Source organism: Streptomyces sp. NBC_00335, from assembly GCF_036127095.1.
In the GTDB taxonomy this organism is placed as follows: Bacteria; Actinomycetota; Actinomycetes; order Streptomycetales; family Streptomycetaceae; genus Streptomyces.
This window is the reverse complement of record NZ_CP108006.1, coordinates 1,135,245-1,159,795: the sequence shown is the minus strand read 5'-3', so window position 1 is coordinate 1,159,795 and position 24,551 is coordinate 1,135,245. Positions and strand designations below refer to the sequence as shown.

23 protein-coding genes and 1 pseudogene are annotated in these 24,551 nt (G+C 73.0%); 12 read left to right on the top strand and 12 right to left on the bottom strand.

Going from position 1 to position 24,551, the window contains the following annotated elements; translation table 11 throughout:
• Positions 1 to 29 precede the first annotated feature (29 nt).
• The 5 genes from OHA37_RS05340 to OHA37_RS05320 all read right to left on the bottom strand — a co-directional run bounded on the left by OHA37_RS05340 (position 30) and on the right by OHA37_RS05320 (position 5,940).
• Positions 30 to 668, bottom strand: a complete 639-nt coding sequence (locus OHA37_RS05340) for a GAF domain-containing protein (RefSeq protein ID WP_266902976.1) — start codon at positions 666 to 668, stop codon at positions 30 to 32.
• Complete coding sequence (locus OHA37_RS05335) at positions 665 to 1,558, bottom strand: S8 family serine peptidase (protein WP_266902974.1); 894 nt, start codon at positions 1,556 to 1,558, stop codon at positions 665 to 667. Before OHA37_RS05335 ends, OHA37_RS05340 begins: the two co-directional genes overlap by 4 nt.
• Positions 1,549 to 4,581: an AAA family ATPase gene (locus tag OHA37_RS05330; RefSeq protein ID WP_266902972.1), complete on the bottom strand. Its 3,033-nt coding sequence runs from the start codon at positions 4,579 to 4,581 to the stop codon at positions 1,549 to 1,551. The genes OHA37_RS05335 and OHA37_RS05330 overlap by 10 nt, the downstream gene beginning before the upstream one ends.
• 6 nt (positions 4,582 to 4,587) lie before the next feature.
• Positions 4,588 to 5,037: a helix-turn-helix transcriptional regulator gene (locus OHA37_RS05325; protein ID WP_266902970.1), complete on the bottom strand. Its 450-nt coding sequence runs from the start codon at positions 5,035 to 5,037 to the stop codon at positions 4,588 to 4,590.
• Positions 5,038 to 5,106: 69 nt separating this feature from the next.
• Entirely contained in the window at positions 5,107 to 5,940 is an 834-nt protein-coding gene (locus OHA37_RS05320) for a hypothetical protein (protein ID WP_266902968.1), read from the bottom strand.
• Between the two features lie 331 nt (positions 5,941 to 6,271).
• On the opposite strand from OHA37_RS05320, the gene OHA37_RS05315 reads away from it, so the two are divergent.
• The 5 genes from OHA37_RS05315 to OHA37_RS05295 are packed head-to-tail and all read left to right on the top strand — an operon-like array spanning position 6,272 to position 11,218.
• Positions 6,272 to 7,213 carry an ABC transporter ATP-binding protein gene (locus OHA37_RS05315; RefSeq protein ID WP_266902966.1) on the top strand — a complete coding sequence of 314 codons (942 nt, stop codon included), beginning with the start codon at positions 6,272 to 6,274 and terminating at the stop codon, positions 7,211 to 7,213.
• A 4-nt stretch (positions 7,214 to 7,217) separates the two neighbouring features.
• Complete coding sequence (locus OHA37_RS05310) at positions 7,218 to 8,027, top strand: ABC transporter permease (RefSeq protein ID WP_250741952.1); 810 nt, start codon at positions 7,218 to 7,220, stop codon at positions 8,025 to 8,027.
• Positions 8,028 to 8,046: 19 nt separating this feature from the next.
• Positions 8,047 to 9,225 carry a YcaO-like family protein gene (locus OHA37_RS05305; RefSeq protein WP_266902962.1) on the top strand — a complete coding sequence of 393 codons (1,179 nt, stop codon included), beginning with the start codon at positions 8,047 to 8,049 and terminating at the stop codon, positions 9,223 to 9,225.
• 29 nt (positions 9,226 to 9,254) lie between these two features.
• The gene (locus OHA37_RS05300; protein WP_266902960.1) at positions 9,255 to 10,586 is read left to right on the top strand and encodes a TfuA domain-containing protein; all 1,332 of its coding nucleotides are present in this window, start codon (positions 9,255 to 9,257) and stop codon (positions 10,584 to 10,586) included.
• A gap of 41 nt (positions 10,587 to 10,627) precedes the next feature.
• A complete protein-coding gene (locus OHA37_RS05295; protein ID WP_266902958.1) occupies positions 10,628 to 11,218 on the top strand; it encodes a DUF6434 domain-containing protein in 591 nt (196 codons plus the stop codon).
• Here OHA37_RS05295 and OHA37_RS05290 read toward each other — a convergent pair.
• Positions 11,199 to 12,524, bottom strand: coding sequence for an MFS transporter (locus OHA37_RS05290; RefSeq protein WP_266902956.1), 1,326 nt, complete (start codon positions 12,522 to 12,524; stop codon positions 11,199 to 11,201). The genes OHA37_RS05295 and OHA37_RS05290 overlap by 20 nt on opposite strands.
• Positions 12,525 to 12,578: 54 nt before the next feature.
• Between OHA37_RS05290 and OHA37_RS05285 the strand changes: the two genes are divergently transcribed.
• Both OHA37_RS05285 and OHA37_RS05280 read left to right on the top strand, forming a co-directional pair.
• Positions 12,579 to 13,331, top strand: coding sequence for an AraC family transcriptional regulator (locus OHA37_RS05285; protein WP_266912519.1), 753 nt, complete (start codon positions 12,579 to 12,581; stop codon positions 13,329 to 13,331).
• 83 nt (positions 13,332 to 13,414) lie between these two features.
• A complete protein-coding gene (locus OHA37_RS05280) occupies positions 13,415 to 15,178 on the top strand; it encodes an FAD-dependent monooxygenase (protein WP_266902954.1) in 1,764 nt (587 codons plus the stop codon).
• On the opposite strand, the gene OHA37_RS40755 is transcribed toward OHA37_RS05280, so the two are convergent.
• The gene (locus tag OHA37_RS40755; RefSeq protein ID WP_443046115.1) at positions 15,136 to 15,501 is read right to left on the bottom strand and encodes a hypothetical protein; all 366 of its coding nucleotides are present in this window, start codon (positions 15,499 to 15,501) and stop codon (positions 15,136 to 15,138) included. The two genes, OHA37_RS05280 and OHA37_RS40755, sit on opposite strands and share 43 nt — an antisense overlap.
• Here OHA37_RS40755 and OHA37_RS05275 point away from each other — a divergent pair.
• Together OHA37_RS05275 and OHA37_RS05270 are read left to right on the top strand one after the other, a co-directional pair.
• On the top strand, positions 15,383 to 16,441 hold the full coding sequence (locus OHA37_RS05275; RefSeq protein WP_443046114.1) for an alpha/beta hydrolase family protein: 1,059 nt from the start codon (positions 15,383 to 15,385) through the stop codon (positions 16,439 to 16,441). The genes OHA37_RS40755 and OHA37_RS05275 overlap by 119 nt on opposite strands.
• 247 nt (positions 16,442 to 16,688) lie before the next feature.
• Positions 16,689 to 17,489: a polysaccharide deacetylase family protein gene (locus tag OHA37_RS05270; RefSeq protein ID WP_266902950.1), complete on the top strand. Its 801-nt coding sequence runs from the start codon at positions 16,689 to 16,691 to the stop codon at positions 17,487 to 17,489.
• 63 nt (positions 17,490 to 17,552) lie between these two features.
• Here the strand turns inward: OHA37_RS05270 and OHA37_RS05265 are convergent, their stop codons facing one another.
• The gene (locus OHA37_RS05265; RefSeq protein ID WP_266902948.1) at positions 17,553 to 19,160 is read right to left on the bottom strand and encodes a sensor histidine kinase; all 1,608 of its coding nucleotides are present in this window, start codon (positions 19,158 to 19,160) and stop codon (positions 17,553 to 17,555) included.
• Positions 19,153 to 19,845 (bottom strand): response regulator transcription factor, encoded by a 693-nt coding sequence (locus OHA37_RS05260; RefSeq protein WP_266902946.1) that lies wholly within the window; start codon positions 19,843 to 19,845, stop codon positions 19,153 to 19,155. Before OHA37_RS05260 ends, OHA37_RS05265 begins: the two co-directional genes overlap by 8 nt.
• A 155-nt stretch (positions 19,846 to 20,000) precedes the next feature.
• Between OHA37_RS05260 and OHA37_RS05255 the strand changes: the two genes are divergently transcribed.
• Positions 20,001 to 21,281, top strand: coding sequence for a glycosyltransferase family 4 protein (locus tag OHA37_RS05255; RefSeq protein ID WP_266902944.1), 1,281 nt, complete (start codon positions 20,001 to 20,003; stop codon positions 21,279 to 21,281).
• Positions 21,282 to 21,310: 29 nt separating this feature from the next.
• Here the strand turns inward: OHA37_RS05255 and OHA37_RS05250 are convergent, their stop codons facing one another.
• On the bottom strand, positions 21,311 to 21,877 hold the full coding sequence (locus tag OHA37_RS05250) for a dihydrofolate reductase family protein (protein ID WP_266902942.1): 567 nt from the start codon (positions 21,875 to 21,877) through the stop codon (positions 21,311 to 21,313).
• Between the two features lie 63 nt (positions 21,878 to 21,940).
• On the opposite strand from OHA37_RS05250, the gene OHA37_RS05245 reads away from it, so the two are divergent.
• Positions 21,941 to 22,990, top strand: coding sequence for an enoyl-CoA hydratase/isomerase family protein (locus OHA37_RS05245; protein WP_266912517.1), 1,050 nt, complete (start codon positions 21,941 to 21,943; stop codon positions 22,988 to 22,990).
• Positions 22,991 to 23,017: 27 nt separating this feature from the next.
• Here OHA37_RS05245 and OHA37_RS05240 read toward each other — a convergent pair.
• A pseudogene (locus tag OHA37_RS05240) lies at positions 23,018 to 23,131 on the bottom strand (DinB family protein); the annotation flags it as partial.
• A 59-nt stretch (positions 23,132 to 23,190) separates the two neighbouring features.
• Positions 23,191 to 23,619, bottom strand: a complete 429-nt coding sequence (locus tag OHA37_RS05235; protein ID WP_266902940.1) for a VOC family protein — start codon at positions 23,617 to 23,619, stop codon at positions 23,191 to 23,193.
• A 129-nt stretch (positions 23,620 to 23,748) separates the two neighbouring features.
• On the opposite strand from OHA37_RS05235, the gene OHA37_RS05230 reads away from it, so the two are divergent.
• Positions 23,749 to 24,519: a TetR/AcrR family transcriptional regulator gene (locus tag OHA37_RS05230; RefSeq protein WP_266902938.1), complete on the top strand. Its 771-nt coding sequence runs from the start codon at positions 23,749 to 23,751 to the stop codon at positions 24,517 to 24,519.
• Positions 24,520 to 24,551 lie beyond the last annotated feature (32 nt).

Genomic DNA, 24,551 nt, shown 5'->3' with positions numbered 1-24,551 from the left:
GTACGTCTGCGCTCCGTCTCCGTCGGCCGTCAGACCACCTTCGAACTGGGGTGCGCACCCCGGTCGAGCAGGTCCAGCGAGATGCGCAGCAGCGAGACGGCCAAGGGGTCGGACGCGTCCATGACCGCGTGTTCCGACAGCCGGGCCACCAGCTCTCCCATGCGCGGGGCCGCGCCCGCGGCCTGTTCGCCGCGCCGCAGCAGCGCCAGGCTCAAGGCGGCCTGCGTGGCGAGCAGCCCCAGCAGTTCGATGTCGTCGAGCTCCCGGCCGGGGGCGTTCGCGTCGTGGGCGTGGCGGTCCAGCACCTCGATCACTCCGATGCACTCCCCGTCCGCGATGAGCGGGGCGGCCATGATGCTCGCGGGCACGTACCCCGTGGAGGCTGCGGCATCACGGGCGAACCGGTCGGTCGCGGCCACGTCGTCCGTGATCAGCGGCTGCCCGCTGGCCGCCACCCAGCCGGCGATGCCGGTACCGGGCTCGAACCGCCGTCCGACCAGGCCTTGTTCGCCCTCGCCCGCGACCGCCGCGAAGATCAGCTCACCGGTGTCGGGGCTCACCATGAACACCGAGGACGCGGCGGCCCCGTAGATGTAGCGGGCCACCGTGACGACAGACTGCAGGAGCTGACGTTCGATGGCCATCAGATCGTGTGGCCAGGGTTTCATTCTTCTCCGCCTCCTTCTCCTTGGACCGGTGCCTGGTGGACCGATACGTTCGCGGCGCAGTGGTAAAGGACGCTCTTGAGCTGGAACGGCGTGAGCCACGGATGCTTGCTCAGGACCAGGGCCGCGATCCCGGCCATGTGCGGCGCCGCGAAGCTGTTGCCGGTGTTGCGGACCGTGCCGCCGCCCAGGCTCGCCACCGGCACGCGCACCCCCCGGGCACGGAACTCGACCGGGGGAGCGGCGTTGTAGTAGAAGCGCATGCCGTCCGGCTCGGCATGACTGGCGACCGAGATCACCGAGGCGAAGTTCCAGGGGAAGCTCTCGATCGGCAGGTTGTGGGCCGCCGCGACCACCGCGGTCCGGCGGAAGTAGGCACGGTCGCACAACTCGGCCAGCCGGTCGCGGAATTCGACCCTGCTCGTCGACAGGCTCATGCTGACGACGTCGAACCCCTCCTCGATCGCGAAGGCGAGTCCCGCGATCAGCGCGGAGGCGCTGCCGGCCCTCCCGTCACCGAGGACTTTGAGCGAACTGATCGACACCCGGGGCGCGATGGAGCGGATGATCCCCGCGCAGGCGGTCCCGTGCCCGGCCGTGTCGAGGGGCTCGCACTCCTCCACGCGCGGAGCCCGGCCCTCGGCGCTCACCACCTGCCAGGCCCGCTCGACCGCGCCGACCAGCGGATGCGCCGCCTGGACACCGCTGTCGAGCACGCAGACCCGTACGCCCTCGCCGGTCGCGCCCTGCCAGGCCCAGTGCGGGCCGATCCCCTCGAACAGGGCCGTCGGCAGGGCCTCACCGGGGTCCCCGCCGGCCGGCATGCTCCATGCGGGCATCCCCGACGCGTGCGGCCGCCGCTCGCGCCGCCAGGGCGCGCCGTTCAGATCCATGCCCGTACCGCCTCCAGCGGCTTCACCGCGCCGACGGCCGCGTAGCTGTCGACGGCCAGCCCGGCCATGGCCCGGGCCTCGGCCCCCTCGCCCAGACACCGGTGGGCCCGGGCCAGATCGAAGCAGACCTCGCCCCGCAGACACGGGTCGTCGATGTCCCGGAGCAGCCGCAGCACCTCGGCGCGCACCGGCTCGGCGCGGCCCTGCGCCGCGGCGCCCAGTACGGCGGCCGACAGGCACAGGATCCGCCCCCGGACGTCCATCTCCGCGCGCCGTGCCAGCAGTTCGGCGATCCGGCGGGCCGCCTCGTCCGTCCTGTCCCGGCGGGCGCACTCGCGTGCCGCCTGGACCCGCATGGTCAGGGCGACCGGTACGTAGCCGGCCAGTTCGAGGGCGTCCGCAGCGCGGCCGAAGCGCCGCTCGGCCTCCGCGTGCTCACCGTCCAGCGAGGCGGCCAGCGCGGCCACTTGATCGACCAGGACCCGTCCCATGGTCAGCCGGAGCTGTACGACGACGGACTCGGCCTCGGTCAGCGCCGAACGCGCACCGCTGCGGTCCCCGGTCAGCGCCAGGCAGCGTGCGCGGGCGGCCAGCGCGGGCAGGGCGAGGAACCGGTCGGCGGCGAACCGCTCCAGGAGCTCCGCACAGCCCGCGAGCTTCTGCTCCATCGGGCTCGGCGACCACTGGCGGATCTCGCACAGGGCGACCAGCAGGCGGTCCTCCTCGTACGCGTCCCCGGCCTCCCGGGCGTGGTCGAGCGCGGCGCACGCCGCTTCCTCGGCGGCCCCGAACCGGCCGTGGTCCAGGTGGACCAGCATCCGCAGCTGCTCGAAGCGGCACCGGGCGGACAGGTCGGGCTCCTCGCCGTCGAGCGCGGTCCGCAGTCCCGCCACGTCGGCCGCGGTGACCTTGCCGAGCCGGGCGGCCAGCAGCTGCCGCTGCACCCGTACCAGGGCGGGACCCGACGGATCGCGCCACGCCCCCTCTTCCACCACCTCCAGCGCACCCCGGGTGTCCCCGGAGAGCATGAGGGCGTCGCTGAGCCGGACGGCCGCGACCGACCGGCACCGGTCCGGCCCGCCCCGCGCCAGTACGAGCGCCCGCCCGAGCAGTCCGATCGCCGTCGGCACATCGCGCTGCCGCAGCGCCACGGTGCCCTCGCCCAGCAGGGCCCCGGCCGCCTGCCGGGCCAGCTCCGGCAGCTCCGCATCGTCCGGGCGCAGCCCTCCGAGGAGCCGGGTGGCGGCTTCGAGGTGGAAGCCGGGACTGAAACCGTGCTCGGCGAGCCTGCGGTGCCAGGAGACGCGCTGCTCCTTCTCCAGCCTGCCGTACGCCACTTCGTGCACCGGCTGCTGGACGAAGCGGTAGCCGCCCTCCTCCGCCGTGGCGTGGAACAGCCGCTGCCCGGCGAGCTCCGCGAGGGCCGCCGCGGGCGCCGGCTCGCCCAGCAGCGCGAGCTGCTCCAGGGTGAACGAGGGGCCGATGACCGAAGCCGCGCCGAGCAGCCGCCGGCCCGGTGCGGGCAGCCGGTCGATCATCGCCCCCACCATGGCCGTGATGCTCGGCGGCACCTCGTCGACGGTCCGGCCGTTCCTCAGCCAGTCCATCAGCAGCCGGATGTACAGCGGATTGCCCGCGCTGTACAGCGCGACCCGGTCGACCTGTTCGGCCAGGTCCAGCCCGTGCAGCTCCACCTCGTCGCCGCTCCCGCGCCCGGCCAGCGAGAACGCCAGCCGCGCGCTGTCGGCCGGGACCAGCGCCCCGACCTCGATCACGTCCGGCTCCCGCGGGCCGGGGCTCTCCTGCGCGCCGGGGCTCTGCGACCCGGAGGGTTCCCGCGCCCCGGAGGTTTCCCGCGCCCCGGATCCCTCCCGGGACCAGGGCCCTTCCCGCCCCGTGAGCTCCGGCCGGGACACGCAGACCATCAGGAGCGGGAGGTCCCGCAGACCGTCCATGAGCTCGCCGATGAGCCGCAGGAGCGACTGCCCGGCCCACGCGAGGTTGTCCCACACCACGACGAGCGGGCCGCCGGCCGCCGCGCCGAGCAGCTCGCGGGTCGCCCAGGACACCTCCTCCACGCCCGGGCCCGGGACCGTACCGGCCCTCCGGGGGAGCGAGGCGTCGCGCAGGGCCGCGAGGACGCCGGCGATCCGCTCGTCCGTGCGCACCAACTCCGCACAGGACGGCGCCCGCCGGGTCAGTGCGTCCAGCATTTCGACGAGCGCCCCGTAGTTCCCGTCCGTTCCGTAGGACTGACAGGTGCCGAACACCGCGACGGGCCTGGCGCCGGCCGCGACGAGATCGTCCACGGCCTCCCGGACCATCCGGGTCTTGCCGATGCCCGGCGGTCCGATCACGGTCACCAGCTCCGCGCGCCGCTCCCGGGCCACCCGGTGGTAGATCCGGCGGAGCCGGTGGCGTTCCGCGCCGCGGTCCACCATGAGGGACCCCTCGTCGGTGTCGGCGCCGTCGGTGGCGGCCTCACCGGTGACCACCAGGACGGGCACCGGCTCGGCCTTGCCCTTCAGTGCCACCGGCGGCACCGGGACCATGGTGTAGTGCGGACGGGCCAGGTGCGCCACGGTCTCGTTGACGATGATCTCCCCGGCGACCGCCAGGGACTGGAGGCGCGCGGCGAGGTTGACCACGTCGCCGACGACCCGGATGCCGGCCCGGGCCGAACGCGTCACCAGCGCCTCGCCGGCCGCGATCCCGCAATGGACCTCGACCGGAGCCGCGTCGGCGGCCGGCGTGCGCAGGCCGGCGACCTCGGCGCGGATCCGCGTGGCCGCGCGCAGCGCCCGCGGTGCGTCGTCCTCCTGCGAGGTGTCGGCCCCGAAGACCGCCATGACGGCGTCGCCGATGAACTTCTCGACGACGCCTCCGTGTTCCTCCACCGCGGCCGAGCAGATCTCGTAGTACTCGTCGAGCAGCCGTTGCAGCGGCTCCGGGTCCACGCGCTCGGCCAGCCGGGTCCAGCCGACCAGATCGAGGAAGAGCACGACCACCAGTCTTCGGCTCATGCGCGCTCAGAGCAGCTTCAGGTCGTGCGCCCACACCTCGGCATCCGCGCCGGAATCCGCCTCGACCAGCCGCAGTTGGACCGCCACGACGACCGAGGTCTCCTCCTCGGTCAGGCCTGCCAGCACCTCGCGCTGAGCGGCGCTCAACTGGTCGACCGGAAGTCCGGCCTCACGCAGAGCGGTCAGAGGATCGAACACGTCACCCACCCCTTTCACGGGGCCGCACGGCGGCGGCCACACATCGATCGGCAGGAGCCGGTGGACGTAGCAGTAGGCCACCAGCTCCGCCCTGTTCCTGCAGTTGAACCGGTCGAGCAGGACACTGATCTCCTCGCCCACCGTGTGCCTGCTCAGGCGCAGCGCCCGGGCCACGCGGTCGGTCGTATGACCCCGCGCCACCAGGGCCACGAGCACCAGGCCCCGGCTGGAGATCTCGCCACCCCGTAAGGCCGTCACCGGCGCGGGTTCCTCACGACGGGCTTCTCAGGACACTCTCTTCGCGGCGCACTCCCCACGACGCACTCCTCACGACGTACTGCGTACGAACAACTCACGGACCATGACGGCGGCCATGAACGAGACGCCGTGCCAGCGCGCCTTGCGTTCGAACCAGAGCCAGTCCCCGTCCGGGTTGGCCTCCAGGAACACCGGCTCCCCGGTGTCGGACACGAGCAGGTCGAACGCCCCGTAGCGCAGGTTCCACGCGGCGGCCAGGGTGCGTACGGCCTCGGCCGCGGGGGGCGGGCAGTCGACGCGCGTCACGGTGACGCTGTCGGGGTCCGTCATCGGGCTCGACGGATCGGGTTTGCGGACCTCGAAGGCGCAGATCCCGCCGTCGAGGTGATAGACGCGCAGCTCACGCGCGTGTTCCACGTACTCCTGGACCACGACCGGGCGCTCTCCCGCGGCGACCGGGGCCGGTCCGGAGCCCTGTTCCACCGCCTCCCGGCCCACGACCGCGGGCAGACAGGCCTTCCAGCCCAGCCGGTCCGGCTCGAACAGCCGGAAGTCCGGAGTCTTGACCACGAGGACCGGCGCCCCCACCGTGCGCGCACCCGCCGCCACGTCATTGGTGACGACCGTACGGGGCGTCCGCACGCCCAGCCCGCGCGCCTCCACCAGCTGGCCCGGACCGACGACCGTGCCGCCGGGCAGAGCGGCGCCCGCCGCGGCCGACACCTGCCGGAGGAACCCGGACCAGGACTCCGCCCGCAGCGGGGGCATCGATCCCACCGGCCTCGACTGCGCCAGCAGCGCGCAGGCCGAACCGTGCCGCACCCAGACCACGGCCGGCCTGACCCGGCGCCCGGAGACGTCCAGCAGACCGGTGTCCACGTCCAGAGCCAGGGGCGTCGACATGAGTTCGTCCTGCCGGATCAGTATCGCCGGAGTTTCCAGAGGCCCCGTCAAAGCATCGCGAACGAGCTCCAATTCACGGCCGCCCGCGCAATTCACCAGAACCACAACGGATTGGCCGTCGTGGTCTTCCGCCAGTCCTGAACGGCTCATGCTGCGAATGCTAGCCAACGGGGCCGGGCGGCAGGCGGCAGAACGGAGGCAGTTGTCAGGCAGCTTGGGCAGCGGCCGCTTCCGCGCCGTCCCGCGGGCGTAACGTCCAGCCGCAGCAACCCGATCGGAAATCCAGGAGAAACACCAAGCGGAACATCGATCACATTGTGGAGGGCGGACCGTGGCGAATGGTGTGGTGAACGCCGAGGAACTGACCAAGCGTTACCGCGGGAAAGAAACGCCGGCAGTCGACCGTATTTCATTCGACATCGCCAAAGGCGAGACCATCGGGCTGCTGGGACCCAACGGTGCCGGAAAGACCACCCTGATGAAGATGATCTGCGGCGTCACCCCTCCCACCACCGGGCGGATCCGGGTGTTCGGCGTGGACCCGGCCCGCGACCCGGTCGCCGCCAAGACCGGCATCGGCGCGATGCACCAGTCCGCCCCCTACGACGAGATGCTCTCGGCCCTGGACAACCTGCTGATCGCCACCCGCTTCAAGGGCCTGTCCTGGCGCACCACCCGCCCCTGGGCGATGGAGGTGGCCGAGTACCTCGGCCTGGGGGACCACCTGTCCCGGCTCGTCTTCCAGCTGTCCGGCGGACAGCGTCAGCGGCTGCAACTCGTCCGGGCCCTGCTGACCATCCCCGAACTCCTCATCCTCGACGAGCCCTCGGCCGGACTGGACGTGGCCGGCCGGCACCAGATCGAGCGCTTCGTGCGGTGGCTCCGCGAGGAGTACGGCATGACCGTGATCTGGACCAGCCACATCATCCAGGAGCTGGAGCGCAACGCCCAGCGGGTCCTGGTCATCAACCAGGGCAAGGTGGTCCGCTTCGCCGAACCGAGCGAGCTGGTCAGGGAGTTCGGCGGAGCCCACCTGCTGGTCAGCGTCGACGACGCGGTCGCCGCCAAGGTCGTCAAGGAGTGGGCGGCCACCGCCGGACTGACCGCGACGGCCCAGGACGCGGAAGTGCGCATCGAGAACGCGCAGGTCCGGGACGTGCTGCCGCAGCTGTCCCGGCACTGCCACGACGCCGGGGTCGCCATCTCCGGAATCTCCACCGTCACCGACTCGCTGGAGCAGGTCTTCCTGCGCATGACCGGGAACGAGGGCTGAGACCGTGGCCGACCTGGGATTCAAGACCACCGCACCGGTCGCGTCGGGCAAACCGGCGGACTTCACCGCCGTGTTCTACCGCGAGTACGCGCTCCTCGCCCGCAACAGGGTCAACCTCATCCTCGGCCTGACCCCGATGCTCGTGTACCTGCTCCTCGTGAACACCTCGCTCGGCAACGTCGTCGGGAACATCACCTACCGCGGCGAAACCCTCCCCTTCGCGGTCTTCCTGCTCCCCATGGTGCTGGCCATGTCGGTGGTCAGCGCCTCCGGGACGACGGGCATGGCCATGTTCCAGGAGGAGATGAGCGGGGTGTCCACCCAGCTCTGGAGCTGGCCGCTGCGCCGGTCGCGCTTCCTGGCCGGCAAGCTGCTGGCCGGGGTCTCGCTCGTGCTGGCCCAGAGCCTGCTGGCCCTGGCCGTCGCCGCGGTCATCTTCGACTACCCCTTCCACGCGTCCCACTGGATCTGGCTGCTGCTGGCACTGGTGCTCTCGTCGGTGGCGTTCAACGGGCTGTACCTCGCGGCGGCCGTCCTCATCAGCGACTACCGCACCTTCATGGTGCTCACCAGCGTGTCGGTGCCCGTCCTCGTCTTCGCCGCTCCCTCGCTGTCCACCTCGCAGCAACTCCCCACCGTGCTCCGGTGGATCTCGACGGTGAACCCGGTGTCGTACGCCGTCACCGGGATGCGCGACGCCGCGATCTTCGGCCTGGGCAAGGCCTGGCCCTCCCTGGTGGTGCTCGCCGTCGTCGCGATCGTCGCCAACTTCGTCGCCGGCCGGGCGCTGTTGCGGCGCACCCGGAACCTCTGACCCGCAGGAGCTCCCCACCGTGCAGACCGACGATGCACCCCTGGCCTGGCTCGCCACACCGGCGGACCGCTCCGTACACCGGCTCCCGGGCACGGACAGGGCCCAACCACCCAAAGCCACATGGGAGATGGCGACCCGCGCCGCGGCCAAGGTGGGCGTCACCCGGGTCGCCGACATCACCCGGCTCGACTCCATCGGCATCCCGACCTTCCAGGCGATCCGGCCGCTCTCCAGGACGCTGGCCGTCTCCCAGGGCAAGGGGATGACCCCCGAACTGGCCAGGCTCTCGGCCGTGATGGAGTCGGTGGAGACCTGGCACGTGGAACAGCCGGCCCCGCCCTCACTGACCGCGACCCCCCGCACGCTCCGTACGCAACTGGGGTACGAGGTATCCGCGTTGGCGCCCTCCGCGCCGAGCCTGCTGCACGAGGGGCTGCCGCTGGACTGGGTGGCGGCCAGATCCCTGGTCGACGGAGCGCGCACCCTCGTCCCCGTGAACGTCGTCCGGCTGACGCTGGAGGAGCACACCGACTGGAACCCGCCGGTGTTCTTCGAGTCGACCAACGGCCTGGCCGGCGGGAACACCCGGATCGAAGCCGCTCTGCACGCGCTCTGCGAGGTCATCGAGCGCGACGCGATGACGGCCGCGGTCACCGGGGGCGGGGAGATGGGCGTACGCGTGGACCCGCGCTCCCTCGGGTCGCCGGTGGCCGACGAGCTGTGCACGCTGATCGAACGGGCCGACGTCACCCTGGAGGTCCGCCTCGTCCCGTCGCCCACCGGCCTGCCGTGCTTCCTGGCCTGGGTCGCGAGCGAGGAGTACCCGGCGTTGATGTTCGGCTTCGGCTGCCACCTCAGCCCGGAGATCGCCCTCACCCGAGCCGTCTCCGAAGCGGCGCAGGCCAGGCTCGCGTACATCTCGGGGGCCCGCGACGACCTTCGCGAGGACTTCGGGCAGGTGGACGCCGGCCGGCTGCGGAGCGCGCGCTCCGGCCCGGCGGCCGCCGATCTCAGGGGCCTCGTGGACGATCCCGTCCCGCACGACAGTCTGGCCGGCGCCCTCGCCCACGTGGTGCGCCGGGCGGCCGAAGCCTTCTCCCATCCGCCCCTCCTCGTCGACCTGACGCGCGAGGAGATCGGGGTCCCGGTCGTCAAGGTCGTGGCTCCGGGGAGCCGCGTATGCCCGGAGGTGCTGTAGTGAAGGGGCACGGCGTGAAGGGGGCCGGCGTGAGCGGGCCCAGGGTGATCGTCTACGCGGGGCCGACGATCTCGGCCGCCGACGTCCACGCGGTGCTCCCCGGGGCGGACGTACGGCCGCCCGCGGGCCGGGGCGACCTCCTCGCCGAGCAGTGGCACCCCGGAGACGTGGTCGTGGTCGTCGACGGCTACTTCCGGGAGCGCCGCTCCGTCGGCCACAAGGAGATCCTCCAGGTGCTCACCGAGGGCGCGGAGGTGATCGGCGCCGCGAGCATGGGCGCACTGCGGGCCGCGGAGCTCGCCCCGTGCGGCATGCGGGGCCTCGGCACCGTCTTCACCATGTACGCCTCGGGCGAGATCGACGGGGACGACGAGGTGGGGGTCCTGCACGGCCCGGCCGAGATGGGGTACCCGGCGCAGACCGTGGCCCTGGTGAACCTCCGCTACGGCTGCAAGGAGGGCGCCGAGACCGAGCTGATCGCACCCGACGCCGGCCGCCGGATCGTGGCGGCGGCCGCGGCGCTGCCCTTCACCCACCGCGGCTGGAAGGACATCGAGCAGGCCCTGGACGAGGATGACCACGAGTCTTTGCGGACCCTGGAGGAGATGATCGCCTCGGGCGTCTGGGACCTCAAACGGCTCGACGCGATGGCAGCGCTGCGCGCGATCGCGAGCCGGGGCGCCGTGACCCCCGGTCCGGTCGCGCCCGAGGTGCCCTTCACCGGCATCAGCCGGACCCAGTCCCTGGTCCGGCGGACCCGCCGGGAGCACTCTCCCGGCCGGTGGATGTCGGACCTCGACGTGCTGGACGCCGCCCGGCTGTTCGACGAGGGGTACCCCGCGCTGCACGAGGAGGTGCTGACCGGATTGCTGGAGGAGCTCGCCGGCGCCAGGGGCATGACGCTCGAAACGTACGCACGGGCCAAGCTCGGGCTCGACGGCCGGTCGCCGCTGCCGGACTCCCTGGCCCGCTGGTTCACGGAGCAGGAACTGGCCGGGCTCCCCGTCGCCGACCGGATCCGGCTCCTCATGGTGCGGGTGTGGCCGGTGTGGCAGTCGGTCGACTGGCGGCCGACGGTCCTGGCACGCATGCGGGACTCCGGGCGCTGGGGCGAGTGGTCCGCTCTCGTCGTCCGGGCCGACGGGGCCGCGGAGGAGACCCGGCCCAAACTCGTGGTCCCGCCGCCGCCGATGTGCGCGAAGCTCTTCCTGCGCCACTGGCAGGGGCGCGGCACCTCACCGGACGTCGAAATGGCCCGCCGCGGATTCACCGGGCTCGACGGGCTCGGCGGGGCGGTCCCGAGGTTCTTCGCCCTGGACGTCCTGCGGGGCCGCGAACGCCGCAACGCGGCGGCGCGTTGACCGCGGGAGGGCGCGGGAGGCGGGCGGTTTAAGATGGGAACGTGAGTACGAATCAAGGTGAAGTGCGCCCCGCTCCGAGCCCGGAGCTGAGCGGGGCGGAGCTGGCGCGCTGGTACTGGACTCTGGCCGAACTCAGCGCGCTGGCACGCCGGATGGGCCTCTCCACCGGAGGCGGGAAGGCGGCGGTCACGGCCCGGATCGCCGCCGCGCTGGACGGGCTCCCGGCCCCGGCGCCGGTCCCGGCCGCCGGTCGGCCCGCCCGCGGTGCGGGCCGGCAGCTCGCCGCGCCCGTGGACGGTGCCAGCGTCATTCCGCCGGGGCAGCGGTGCAGCCAGGTGCTGCGGGAGTACTTCGTCCGGGAGATCGGGCCCGGCTTCCACTTCGACGCCTTCATGCGGGACTACGTGGCCCAGGGGGCGGGGCGCACCCTCGCCGAGGCGGTCGCCCACTGGCACGCCACCCGGGAGCGGGCGGCGCAACCCCAGGAGATCGGGGCCCAGTTCGAGCTGAACCGGTTCCTGAGGGACTGGCACGCCCGGCACCCCGAGGGCACCCGCCCGCAGGCCCTGGCCGCCTGGCGGGCGCACCGCTCCAGCCCCCGGAAGGCCGCCGTCACCCCCGGGCCGCAGTGAGCTCCGGCTCCGCGGGCTCCGGCTCCGCGGGCTCCGGCTCCGCGGGATCCGGCAGGCGCCGGGCCAGGGCCCAGGCCAGCAGGGGGAGCGCGGCCAGCGGGAGCAGGGCGGTGTGCAGCGAGGCGGCGTCGGCCGCCGCGCCGACGAGGGGGCTCGCGAGGCCGCCCACGCTGACGGTCAGGCCCAGGGTGACTCCGCTCGCGGTGCCCATGCGGGTCGGCAGGTAGTCCTGGCCCAGCGTGACCTGGAGGGAAAAGGGCACGTACAGCGCGGCGGCGGCCAGCGCTGCGCAGACGTACACCAACGGGAGCGGCAGGAAGAGGATGCCCGCGACGGCCGGCGCCACCGCCGCGTAGGCGCGGTGGACGGTGGTGACCCGCCCCCAGCGGGCGGCCAGCCGGCCGCCCAGGAGGGTGCCGCCGGCGCTCCCGGCGAAGAGGGCGAACAGGGCCGCGGCGCCGGCACTCTCGCCGCCGCCGCGCTCGCGGACGTACAGGGCGATGAAGGTGCTCAGGCCGGTGAAGACCACCGAGCGCACGACGACGACCAGGGACAGCCGCAGGAAGGCCCGCCAGTCGTCGCGGGGGCGCCGGGACGCGGCCGGGGGCGGGGTCGCCACCTCCCGGCCGGCGGCCGAACGCTTGGCGGACGGCGGCCGGTTGAGGAAGACGCCCAGCGCCGCCGGGGCGGCCAGCAGCCACCACCCCGCCGGGCCCGGCAGCGCCAGCGCGCCGACGACCAGCAGCGGGGCGCACGCGAAGCCGATGTTGCCGCCGAGCGCGAACCAGCTCATCGCGCCGTGCCCGGCGCCGCCCACCGTACGGACCAGCCGGGCGGCCGCCGGGTGGTAGGCGGCGACGCCCAGCCCGGACAGGGCGACGGCGGCGAGCGTGGCCGCGTACCCGGCGTCGAGTCCGACCAGCGCCACGCCCAGTCCCGCGGCGGCGGTGGCCAGCGGGATCAGCCAGGGCATCGGCCACCGGTCGGCGAGCGCTCCGAACAGCGGCTGGACCACGGAGGACAGCAGCGAGGCGGCCAGCACGATGCCGGACGCGGCGGCGTACCCGTACGAGCGCTCGGAGACGAGGAACGGGACGAGCGCGGCCACGGCGCCCTGGTAGACGTCCACGCAGGAGTGGCCCGCGGCGAAGGCGGCCGTACGGAGCCGGCCCGGGCGGCCGGGCGCGGGGACCGGCGTGGCTGCGGGGTCGGGGTCGGGTGTCGATGAGGGCGGGGTCGGGGGCGGGGGCGCGGGTGTGGGCGTCGGGGCGGCGGGCGAGGGCCGGGGCGGTCTCATGGAGGTCACCGATCGAGAATCGCTCCTGCCGGTGTTGGCCCGCTTCCGATAAATTGCCGGATGATGCAGAAAATCCGCCACACCCCGCGCGCAGCGACGAGCATCCGCGAGCTCGACACCCACCACGGCATCGATCCGCACCGCCACGACGACCACCAGATCTGCTACGCCGGTTCCGGGGTGGTGTCCGTGACCACCGACGCCGGCACCTGGGTGGCCCCGACCACCCGAGCCCTGTGGATCCCGGCCGGGACCGTGCACGAGCACCGCGCCTTCGGCCGCGTCGACCTGCACAGCGTGGGCCTGCCCACCCGCCTCAACCCGCTCTCCCTCTCCGCCCCCGCCGTGCTCGCCGTCGGCCCCCTGCTGCGCGAACTGATCCTGGCCTACACCCGGGCCCCGCAGGACGACACCGCCGAGCGGCGCCGGATGCTCGCGGTGCTCCTCGACCAGCTGCGGGCCTCGCCGCTCCAGCCGCTGCACCTGCCCGCTCCCGCGGACCCCCGGCTGGCCGCGGTGTGCGCGCTGCTGCACGCCGATCCGGCCGACCGGCGCGGGCTGGCGGAGCTCTCCGCGCAGGCCGGGGCCGGGGCGGGGGAGCGGACCCTGAGCCGGCTGTTCCGCTCCGAGCTGGGCATGACGTTCCCCCAGTGGCGGACCCAGTTGCGGCTGCACCACGCGCTGCGGCTGCTGGCGGTCGACACCCCCGTCACTGCGGTCGCGCACCGCTGCGGCTGGTCCTCGACCAGCGCGTTCATCGACGTGTTCCGGCGGGCCTTCGGCCACACGCCGGGGGCGCACGCCAAGAGGGGCTGACGCCTTCGTCTGGCCGTCCGCGAATCGCCGGGTCAGCATGGGAGGAGGGGACCGGTTCGGGGCCAGGCGGTTGGGAGGCACCCATGGCGCACACCCCGACGACCGACGTGCTGATCACGGGAGCGGGTCCGGTCGGACTCAGCGCGGCCGCGGAACTGCGCCGGCACGGCGTGAGCTGCCGCCTCGTCGACCGGCTGCCGGCCCGCCTCCCGTACGCGAAGGCGGTCGGCATCCAGCCGCGCACACTGGAGATCTGGGACCGGATGGGCCTGGCGCGCACCGTCTTGGAGACCGCCGTGTCCCTGCGCGGTCAGCTGATCTACGTCAACGGCACCGAGCGCGCCCGGATCGAGCTCATGCTGCCCCCCGAAGTGCCGTACCGGTTCGCCGCGCTGCCTCAGTACGAGACCGAGCGCATCCTCGAAGAGCACCTCGCGGCACTGGGCACCGTCATCGAACGCGGCACCGAACTGCTGTCGTTCACCCAGGACGGGGACGGCGACGCGGACGGGCCCGGCGGCGTCACCAGCCTGCTGCGCACCGCTTCCGGCGGCGAGGAGGAGCTGCGCACCCGCTACCTGATCGGCTGCGACGGAGCGCACAGCACCGTGCGTAAGGGGCTGGGACTCTCCTACGAGGGCGGGGCCTTCGCCGAGGAGTACATGCTGGCCGACGTCGTGACCGACTGGGACCTGCCCGGCGGATACGGCGTGCGCTCCACGCACCAGGGCGCCGACGGGTCCACCGACGACCTGCTGGTGTGCATCCCGCTGCCCGGCCGGGGCCGCTACCGCATGTCGATGCTGGTCCCGCCCGAACTCTCCGCGGAGCCGAGCGATGGACGAGCGGGAGGATCACCCGGGGGCCCCGGAGCGGGCGACGGAGTGCTGCACGGGCTGGAGGGCGGCCGGGTTCCCGAGCTGTCCCACATCCAGGCCGTCGTCGACCGCCTGGCCCCCGTCCCGGCCACGGTCTCCGGCATGCGCTGGTCCTCCGTGTTCCGCATCAGCCACCGCATCGTCGACCGCTACGGCGACGGCCGCGTCTTCGTCGCGGGCGACGCCGCCCACATCCACCCGCCCACCGGCGCCCAGGGCATGAACACCGGAATCCAGGACGCCTGCAACCTGGCCTGGAAGCTCGCGCTCACCCTCCGGGGCTCGGCCGGGCCCGCCCTGCCCGCGAGTTACGACGCCGAGCGCCGCCCCGTCGGCGAGGAGGTCGTCGGCCGGACCGTGCGGCACGCGACCCAGGGCATGGAGAGCGACGAGGACGATCCGCGGACCGTGCTGCTCCGCGAGGCCCAGCTGCTCGTCGGCTACCGCGGGGGACCGCTCGCCGGCAGCCCGTTCGGCCCGGACGGCGCGCCCCAGCCCGGCGAACGGGCCCCGGACTGCTCCGGGTTGACCCTGCCGCTCGCCGCCTACCCCTCGCGGCTGCTCGACGTCCTGCGCGGACGGGTCGGCCACGTGGTGATCCTGTACGGGGCCGACGGCGCGGCCCTGGCCGAGGCCGCCGAGCAGGCCCGGACCGCGGGGTCTCCACTGGCGGAGGACGGCGCGGACGGGAGCGGCACCCTCGGCCCGCCGACCCTGGCCGTCCTGGCCGTCCTGGCCGTCCTGGCCCGTGAGGCCGCACTCGACGCTGCCGCCGGCCTGCCCGCCGCCGTCCCCGGATACCGGGACGCCGCCGGGGAGTTCGCCCGGCTCTACGGCGCCGACGGCCCGACCGGATTCCTCGTGCGCCCGGACGGGTACCTCGGCGCCCGCTTCCCGCTGCCCGGCACGGCGACAGCCCTGTCCGGCTACCTGGCCTCGCTGTCCGCGCCGGCCGGCCCCGGGTCCTGACCCGAGGGCGGCCGGTAGCTTCTGATCTTCCTGTGGGGTCCCGGGATCGGCATCCCATCGACATTGATACGCGTATGCGTATGTATTGATGCACATCCGATGATCAGGGTGCATACCTTCAAGAGGTCGCCGCGGTCACCACGGATCCGAGCGGCCGCCCCAGCCTGAGATCCGTGCCCCGAAAGGGCCTGCTTGCCGATGCGTATGCCCCCTCGCTCCCTGCGCCGCTGCGTCCTCCCCGTGACGGCCGTCGCCGCGGTCACCCTGGGAACCGCCTGCGGCAGCTCCCAGCCCGAGGTCGTCGGCTCGGCCCGGATATCCACGCAGGACGGCACGGCCCGTTCGGCCCGGCTCACGTACGACTTCGGTGACACCGCCTACGCGCCTCCCGGCCTGGACGGCAAGCGCACGGAGCTGAAGGCCGCCGTCACCTACCCGCGCGAGCTGGGCGGGGGGAAGCACCCCCTGGTGATGATGCTGCACGGCTGGGGCGACACCTGCGCCGCGGGCGACGAGCCGGTCCGCGGGCAGGGCTGGCCGTGCGCCAAGGGCGCCGAGCCGGTCGACAACCACCTGGGGTACTCCTACCTGGCCGAGGCACTGGCCGAGAAGGGCTACGTCGTGGTGTCGGTCGCGGCCAACGGCATCCAGGCCCAGGAGAAGAACCAGGGGCACACCGCGCGTGCGGCCCTGCTGGACAAGCACCTGGAGATGTGGAAGCAACTCTCCACCGGGGAAGGCCCGCTGCGGGCGCTCAGCGGGTTCACCGGCCGTGTGGACCTGGACCGGGTCGGCACGCTCGGGCACTCGCGCGGCGGCGGGGGCGTCCTCGCCCAGGCGCTGGACAGCCACGAACTCCCGCCCGGCGTGACCCTCCGGGGCGCACTCGCCTTCGCGCCCGCCATGAACGGCATCGACGCCGCCAAGGAACGCATCACCCGCGTTCCCCTCTCGCTGGTCGCCGGAACCTGCGACGCCATGTGGGAGGTCAGCAAGGTCCCCATGGCGATGGCCGCCGGGAACCCGGACGTCGAACACCACGACGTGCCCGGCGGCAACCACAACTTCTTCAACACGGTCTGGACCCCCGGCACCGGGCCCGCTTTCGCGACGGACGATGTCGCCATCGAGAAGCGCCGGCGTCCCGGAGGCCGGTGCGAGAGCACGAACGGGACGGGCAGTCCCCGGCAGCTGGGGCCCGCGGAGCAGCGCGAGACCGCGATCCGCTACGCGACCGCGTTCTTCGACAAGCACCTGAAGTAGCAGCCTTCCTGCTGCCCGCCCCTCCTCCGGCCCCGCCGTATCCGGCGGCACGGCCGACAGCATTCCGGCAGGCGCCTTAAGGGTTCATTAAGGCGGCTCTGCGCATGCTGCTTCGGCCGCTGGATCTGCCGGGATGCCGGCATCGTTCCGCCGCGAGAGATCGCCTGCGCCATTTCTCCATGCGGGCATTTCCACCGCGCAGATGTCCACCGATCCATTTCCTATGACAAATCCAGGGTTTCCCCTCATGAATCGCTCGTTCAAGCGCCCCGTGCGCGACACTTCCTCCCGGCGCATCGTCATGGCGGCGGCCGCGCTCCTGGTGACGACTCTCACCGGCTGCTCCACCCTGAACGGGGTCGTCTCGCCGGCAGCCGTCCGCGCCGAGGCGGTCCGCTCCCTCGGCAAGCCCGGTTCAGGGCACGCGTCCGGCCCGGTGGACTGCAACGTCGCCAAGTGCGTGGCCCTCACCTTCGACGGCGGCCCGAGCGAGCCGACGCCCCACCTGCTCGACTACCTGAAACGGGAAAACGTCCCGGCCACCTTCTTCCTCCAGGGGAAAGGCCACACGGACACCTACCCCGACACCGTGCGCCGCATGGCCGACGAGGGTCACGAAATAGCGAACCACACCTGGTCGCACGAGAACCTCACCGAACTCACCCCTGACCAAATACGGGCAGAAATAGAGCCGGTGCAGAAGGACATAGAGAAGGCGACGGGCCGTGCACCCACCCTCATGCGCCCTCCGGGCGGCGCCACCAATGACGAGGTGAAGAAGGTGATGAAGGAACTCGGCCTGGCCCAGATCCTGTGGAGCGTCACCGCGAAGGACTACGCGACCACCGACAGCGCACTCATCGAGCAGCGCGTACTCGACCAGACCAAGCGGGACGGGATCATCCTGCTCCACGAGCGCTACTCCGGAACCATCCCCGCCGTCCCCGAGATCGTCCGCGAACTCCGCGACCGCGGGTACACCTTCGTGACCGTCTCCCAACTCCTCGCGCCCGCCCACCCCGAGCCCGGCAAGGTCTACCGTCCCTGACCGGTCCGCCGCCCCGGAGCCCGAGCGCCGAGGCGGGGGGCGGGGAGGGTCACCGGCGCCCTGCTACCGAGGGAGCCTGAGGAGGAAGGCCGCGCCCCGGTCGGCCGGGGTGACGGCGAGGGTTCCCCGGTGGTGGTGCGCGAGCTCCCGGGCGATGGCGAGGCCGAGGCCGCTGCCGCCGGTGTCACGGGTCCGTGCTTCGTCGAGGCGGGTGAAGCGGTCGAAGATGCGCTCGCGGTCCGCTTCGGGGATCGGGGCGCCGTCGTTGTGGACGGTGCACTCCACCCATCCGGGCCGCAGGTCGAGCGAGACGGCGACCCGGGTGCCGGCGTGGCGGGCCGCGTTGTCGAGGAGGTTGCGCAGCAGGCGCCGCAGTTGGTCAGGGTCGCCCGGGACGGTGACGGCTTCGCCGGGGGCGTCGAGGGTGAGGTGTGCGGCGGCTTCGGGCCGGGTGTGGGGCAGTTCGAGGAGGAGTTCCCGGATGAGCCCGGTGAGGTCCACCGGCGACCTCTTCGGCGGTGGCGCGGAGGCGTTGTCGAGGCGGGCGAGGGTGAGGAGGTCGTCCACGAGGTACTGCAGTCTCGTCGTGGCCTGGAGGGCGCCCGCGAGGGTGCCGGGCCGCTGGGGCCCGGTGACGGCGACCTCCAGGGTGGTGCGCAGGCCGGTGACGGGGCTGCGCAGTTCGTGGGCGGCATCGGCGATGAACCGGCGTTGTCGGTCGGCGTGGGCGTCGAGCCGGTCGAGCGTCTGGTTGGTGGTCCGGGCGAGGCGGGTGATCTCGTCCTCGGCCTCGGGGACCGGGACCCGGGTGCCGGCGCCCGGCTGGTCGACGGTGGCGAGGCGGGTGCGGATGGCTTCTACGGGGCGCAAGGCGCGGGTGGTCGCCACCCAGGCGCTGAGGGCGACGATCAGGGCGGCCAGCGGTACCGCGGTGGCCAGGGCCGGGACGAGCGCGTCGGCGGCGCGGGCCGCCTCGCCCCGGGTGACGGCGACGTAGACGGTGTAGCGGCCGGATGGAGGCGCCGACTCGTTGGGGGCGCTCGGGTCGAGCTTGTGCGCCTCGATGCTGGTGCCGGCCATGTCCACGGTCTGCCCGCTCAGTTCCGCCGCTTGGGCGAGGCAGTCCCGGACGGGCTGTCCGGTCGTGGTGCGCGTGGGGTCTCCCGTACACGCGGCGGCCGGCGTGCCGAAACGGACCGTTGCGAAGGTGGCCCAGCCGGGTCGGGCCGAGGCGGGTGCGGGCGAGAGGTCGTCGACGGCGTCGGGGAACGCTTCCAGGAGCCAGGACCGGAACGGGCCCTGCGGACCGATGATCACCACGGGGTTCTGGGCGATGATGTCGCTGGTGGATTCCCGGTCCCTGGCCCGGGTGCCGGCGAACTCCTCCGCGACCGAGCGGGACTGGGACAGGGCGCGGCCGCGGGCGGCTTCCATCTCGTTGGAGTAGACGTCGTGGTGCAGCCACCATGCGCTGCCGCCCGCGAGCACCAGGGCGGCCGCGCCCGAGGCGAGGGCGGTACGGGCCCGGGTGGGCAGCCGGGTCCACCAAGGGAACATCCGGGCGCGGGTCCGGGGAGCGGGCTCAGGCTCCTGCGGCACGTCGGGCACGTCGGGCACGTCGGGCACGTCGGGCACCTCGGGGAGCCGAGGCGGCTGGGGGAGCTCAGGCATGCGACTCGTCCAGGCGGTAGCCGTACCCCCGGACCGTCACGATGCTCCGGGTGCCGTACGGATGGTCGATCTTCCGGCGCAGGAGGCTGATGTAGACCTCCACGATGCTCGCCGCGCCCCGGTAGGCGATGTCCCACGCCTCGCCGAGGACGGCCTCCTTCGACAGCACCCGGCCCGGCTCGCGCATCAGGCATTCCAGTACCGCGAACTCCTGGCCGGTGACCTCGATGCGCTCACCGCCACGACCACAGGTCCGCGCCCGCGGGTCGAGCCAGAGGTCGCCGGCCCGCAGCACCTCGTGCTGCCCGGGGTCCGCGGCCGTGCGGGTGCTGCGCCGGATCAGCGCACGCAGGTGCGCCGTGAGGACGAGTAGGGCGAACGGCTTCGTCAGGTAGTCGTCCGCCCCGGTGTCCAGGCCCTCGGCCTCGTCGAGTTCCCCGTCCCTCGCCGTCAGCATCAGCACCGGCGTGTCCACACCCAGGGCCCTGAGCCGGCCGCAGACGGCGAACCCGTTCAGCGACGGCAGCATGACGTCCAGGACGATCGCCGCGAAGTCGCCCGTGGCACCGAGCTCCACCGCGGACAGACCGTCAGCCGTGAGGGTGACCGCGTACCCCTCGCCCTCCAGCCCGTCGCGCACCGCGGCCGCGATCACCGGATCGTCCTCCACCACCAAAATGTCCACTTTGCCAGCATGCCACTCACGAGCTCCCGACCAGGATGACCAGGCCTTCAGGAACGGTTAAGCAGGTTCTGCGCACAGTGGGCCGGCGCGAGTACGCGCACCCCGGCTCCCGCCGTCGAGGATCCCGCCTCCGATACCGAAGGACCTGTCGCCCCATGCGTATTTCCTTCCTGCTCCACAATGCCTACGGCATCGGAGGCACGATCAGGTCGACGTTCAACCTCGCCGCCACCCTCGCGGAACACCACGACGTGGAGATCGTCTCGGTGCTCCGCCACCGCGACGTGCCGACCATGAGCGCACCCGCGAACGTCCGCCTCACACCCCTGGTCGACCTGCGCGCCGGATCTCCGGACTACGACGGTGACGACCCGCACCACGCCCTGCCGGCCAGGGTCTTCCCCCGTGCGGACGGCCGGCACAAGCAGTACAGCCGCCTCACCGACGAACGGATCGGACGGTACCTGTCGGCCCTGGACGCCCACGTGATCGTCGGGACCAGGCCGGGGCTGAACGTGCACATCGCCCGGCAGGCCCACTCCGCCGCCGTCAGGGTGGGGCAGGAGCACCTCACCCTCTCGGGCCACGGCTTGCGCCTGCGCCACGAGATACGCCACCGCTACCAACTGCTGGACGCCGTCACCACCGTGACCGAGTCCGACGCGCACGCCTACCGGCGGCTCGGCCTTCCCTCGACGAGGGTGGAGGCGATTCCGAACAGCGTGCCGGCCGCCTCCGCGGAACCGGCCGACGGCACCGGCAAGGTCGTCGTGGCGGCGGGCCGGCTCACTCCGGCGAAGCGGTACGACCTGCTCGTCCGGGCCTTCGCCCGGGTCGTCGCCCGCCATCCGGACTGGCAGCTGCGCATCTTCGGCAGCGGCGACGCCACCGGCAACGAGAGGGAGAGCCTGGCCGCCCTCATCGGCGAACTCGGACTGAGCCGCAACGCCCATCTCATGGGCAACGTCGACCCGCTGGAGCCCGAGTGGGCCAAGGGATCCATCGCCGTGTCCACGTCCGACCAGGAGTCGTTCGGCATGACCATCGTCGAGGCGATGCGCTGCGGCCTCCCCGTCGTCTCCACGGACTGCCCCGTGGGACCGCGCGAGATCATCGAGGACGGGGTCGACGGACGCCTCGTCCGCCCCGGCGACGCGGACGGCATCGCCGCCGCGCTGCTCGCACTGGCGGACGATGCCGAGCTGCGGCGGCGCATGGGCGAAGCCGCCCTGGCGAACTCGGCCCGCTTCGACCCCGCCCGCATCGCGGAACGCCATCTGGACCTCTACCGGGACCTGCTGCGGCGCGGCCCCGGACGACGCTCGCTCGGTCCCGCGCGGGAAACCGCGCACCGCGTACGCATCGGCGCGGTCGACACGGCCCACGCCCTGCGTTCCACCGCCCGCGGGGTGCTGGCGAGGTACCGCGCCGCCTGATCCCGGGGCAGGGGTGGGCAAGACCCCGCTCAGGCGCGCGAGTACCGCAGCAGCACCACCCCGTTGCCGAACGTGCGGGTCTCCTCCAGCCGGAGCGGGACCGTGCCGTCGGAGGGCGGGAAGAGGGGGTGGCCGCGGCCGATGCGTACGGGGTGCACGTAGATCCGGTACTCGTCCACCAGACCGTGGCGCAGGAACGAGGCGGCGAGGTCCGCCCCGCTCAGGGTCAGGTCACCGCCCGGGGCGGCCTTGAGGGCCTCGACCTCCTCCGGTACGACCTCCCGGAGCACGGTGGCGTTCGGGTCGGCCTGCTCGGCGGGCAGGGTGCGCGAGTACACGAACTTCCGTGCGGAGCGCCAGATGCCCGCGAAGTCCGTCTCCACCGGGGACGCGTCCGGATCGGCGCCGGCGGTGGGCCAGTAGGCGGCCATCTGCTCGTAGGTGACCCGGCCCATCAGCATGCCGCCGATCGACCGGACTTCGTCGTTCATGTGCTGGTGCAGCTCTTCGTCGACGAGGCCCCAGTCGAGCTGCCGCTCCGGGCCCTCGTAGTAGCCGTCGAGGGAGACCTGCGACATCAGGATGATCTTTGCCATAACGGACCAGACTACGCGCCGTCCATACTGGGCGGCGTGAAGAGCGAAGCCGACACCGTAGACATGGCCGACACCGCCGATACCGTCCTGTGCGCCGTCGAAGGCCGTACCGGGGTGATCACCCTCAACCGTCCCAGGGCCCTCAACGCCCTCACCCACCCCATGGTGCTCCGCATCACCGGGGCCCTGACCGGCTGGGAGCGGGATCCGGGAGTGGAGCAGGTGCTCATCCGCGGCGCGGGCGAGCGGGGGTTGTGCGCCGGCGGGGACATCCGGGCCATCCACGACGACGCCAAGGCCGGGACGCGGGCCTCCGCCGCCTTCTGGCGCGACGAGTACCGGCTCAACGCGTACATCGCCCGCTACCCCAAGCCCTACGTCGCCCTCATGGACGGCATCGTGATGGGCGGCGGAGTCGGCGTGTCCGCCCACGGCGGCGTCCGCGTGGTCACCGAGCGCTCCCGCGTCGCCATGCCCGAAACCGGCATCGGCTTCGTCCCGGACGTCGGCGGCACCCACCTGCTGGCCCGCGCCCCCGGCCTGCTCGGCACCCATCTCGCCCTCACCGGCTCCGCGGTGGGCGCCGCCGACGCGCTGCTGTGCGGGCTCGCCGACCACTTCGTACCCGCCGCCCAGCTGCCGGAGCTGACCGCCGAGCTCGCCGCGGCCCCGGCCCGGGAGGTGCTGGGGCGGTACGCCGCCGAGCCCGCGCCGGGCGTGCTGGCCGGGGCGCGGGACTGGATCGACCACTGCTACGCCGCCGCCACCGTCGAGGAGATCGTGGACCGGCTGCTCGGGTACGGGGAGGCGGAGGCCAAGGAGGCCGCCGCGACGATCCTCGCCAAGTCCCCGACCGCCCTCAAGGTGACCCTGGAGTCCGTGCGCCGGGCCGCCGCGCTCGGCGCCCTGGAGCCGGTGCTGGAACAGGAGTTCCGGGTCTCCTGCAATGCGCTGACCTCGCCCGACCTGGTGGAGGGCATCCGGGCGCAGGTCGTCGACAAGGACCGCACCCCGCACTGGTCCCCGGCCACCCTCGGCGAGGTCACCGAGCAGGACGTGGCCCGCTTCTTCGCCCCGCTCGACGGGGACGACCCCGGGATCGCCGCGGGCTGAGCCCGTCCGCGGCGCGGGGGCCTTGCGTCAGCGCCCCCGCGCCCGGTACGGATCGCGGATCAGGGCGATCTCGGCCCCGTGGTGCAGCAGTTCCTGGTCGACCCACCAGACGATGTCGACGAACGGCTCCGCAGCGTCGCTTGCCGGCAGTCCGGGACCGGCTCCCAAACCAGGCGGGGGCACGGGAGCGTGTTCCTGTCCTAGGCGGTGGTGGTGGTGTCCGCGACGGTGGCGTCGGTGGTCGGCTCGGGCGCGGTTTCCACCCAGTCGACCAGCTCGATGATCACACCGTTGGGGTCGGAGACCAGGAACACCCGCTCGCCCCAGGGCTCGACCCTGGGCTCCATGACGATCGGGACGCCCTCGGAGCGCAGTCGTTCGTACTCGGCGGGCAGGTCGGCCACGGTGAACGCGAGCAGTACTCCGGCGGCGTGCTGCTCGCGGAGGTCTTCGGGGAGCACCTCCAGGCCGCGCCGTACGAAGACCACGTTCGGGCCGTCGGGGTGGGAGAGGGAGGCGAAGCCGTCGGCGGCCATCGACTCCTTGAATCCGAAGTGCCTGGTCAGGAAGGCGGAAGAGGTGGTGGTGTCCTCGACGGTGAGGCAGATGGCGGTGTCGGTGATCCGCATGGGGTCCTCCTGATATCGTGGCTCGGAGTTTCATTATACACAGTATTCTATACGGCGTAGAAGATTAAATGCACGGAGCTCGACTGAGCGGGCTGGCGGGCTGCCGGAAGGCGGCGGAAGGGGTCTGGAGTGACCACTGACCGGAGCGGCGCGGGCGACCCCGTCCGCACGTTGGAGCTGCTGTGGCGCGAGCCGGGGCAGGGGGCGCCCAGCGGGCGGCGCGGACCCCGGCAGGGGCTGACCGTCGATGCCGTCGTCGACGGCGCGATCGCGCTCGCCGACGAGGCGGCGGGCGAGGGGCGGTCGGGACTGGCCGCGCTGACGATGCGGGCGCTGGCCCAGCGGCTGGGGGTCACCCCCATGACCCTCTACACCTACGTCCCCGGCAAGGCCGAACTGCTCGACCTGATGCTGGATGCCGTCTACCTGGCCATGGAGCGCGGCGAACCGTCCCCGGACGGGTCCTGGCGGGAGAAGGTGGCCCGCGTCGCCGAGGAGAACCGCGCGCTGTTCCTGCGGCACCCGTGGATCGGCGAGCTGTCCGTCACCCGCCCCCCGCTGGGCCCCGGGGTGATCGGCAAGTACGAGCACGAGCTCGCGGCCTTCGACGGCATCGGCCTCACCGACGTGGAGATGGACGCGGCCCTGACCCACCTCCTCGGCTTCGTCCACGCCCAGGCCCTGGCGGCCGCCGACACCGCCGCGCACAACGCCCGTCAGAGCGACCAGGAGTGGTGGGAGCTCAGCGCCCCCCTGCTGGAGCGGGCCATGGATCCGGAGCGCCACCCCCTCGCCGTGCGGGTCGGCAGCGCGGTCGGCGGGTACAGCCCCGAGACCGTGTGGGACTTCGGCCTGCGCTGCGTCCTCGACGGGATCGCCCGGCTGCTGGAGCGGGGCTGATCGGACGCGGTCCGGCCTGACCGCAAAGGCGC

What these genes read in the sequence shown, in the direction of transcription:
- OHA37_RS05280 (WP_266902954.1), top strand. Translation starts at nt 13,415, where the DNA reads ATGGCGCACACCCCGACGACCGACGTGCTGATCACGGGAGCGGGTCCG.
- OHA37_RS05275 (WP_443046114.1), top strand. Translation starts at nt 15,383, where the DNA reads ATGCCCCCTCGCTCCCTGCGCCGCTGCGTCCTCCCCGTGACGGCCGTC.
- OHA37_RS05340 (WP_266902976.1), bottom strand. Translation starts at nt 668, where the DNA reads ATGAAACCCTGGCCACACGATCTGATGGCCATCGAACGTCAGCTCCTG.
- OHA37_RS05270 (WP_266902950.1), top strand. Translation starts at nt 16,689, where the DNA reads ATGAATCGCTCGTTCAAGCGCCCCGTGCGCGACACTTCCTCCCGGCGC.
- OHA37_RS05250 (WP_266902942.1), bottom strand. Translation starts at nt 21,877, where the DNA reads ATGGCAAAGATCATCCTGATGTCGCAGGTCTCCCTCGACGGCTACTAC.
- OHA37_RS05335 (WP_266902974.1), bottom strand. Translation starts at nt 1,558, where the DNA reads ATGGATCTGAACGGCGCGCCCTGGCGGCGCGAGCGGCGGCCGCACGCG.
- OHA37_RS05235 (WP_266902940.1), bottom strand. Translation starts at nt 23,619, where the DNA reads ATGCGGATCACCGACACCGCCATCTGCCTCACCGTCGAGGACACCACC.
- OHA37_RS05320 (WP_266902968.1), bottom strand. Translation starts at nt 5,940, where the DNA reads ATGTCGACGCCCCTGGCTCTGGACGTGGACACCGGTCTGCTGGACGTC.
- OHA37_RS05245 (WP_266912517.1), top strand. Translation starts at nt 21,941, where the DNA reads ATGGCCGACACCGCCGATACCGTCCTGTGCGCCGTCGAAGGCCGTACC.
- OHA37_RS05255 (WP_266902944.1), top strand. Translation starts at nt 20,001, where the DNA reads ATGCGTATTTCCTTCCTGCTCCACAATGCCTACGGCATCGGAGGCACG.
- OHA37_RS05330 (WP_266902972.1), bottom strand. Translation starts at nt 4,581, where the DNA reads ATGAGCCGAAGACTGGTGGTCGTGCTCTTCCTCGATCTGGTCGGCTGG.
- OHA37_RS05265 (WP_266902948.1), bottom strand. Translation starts at nt 19,160, where the DNA reads ATGCCTGAGCTCCCCCAGCCGCCTCGGCTCCCCGAGGTGCCCGACGTG.
- OHA37_RS05285 (WP_266912519.1), top strand. Translation starts at nt 12,579, where the DNA reads ATGCAGAAAATCCGCCACACCCCGCGCGCAGCGACGAGCATCCGCGAG.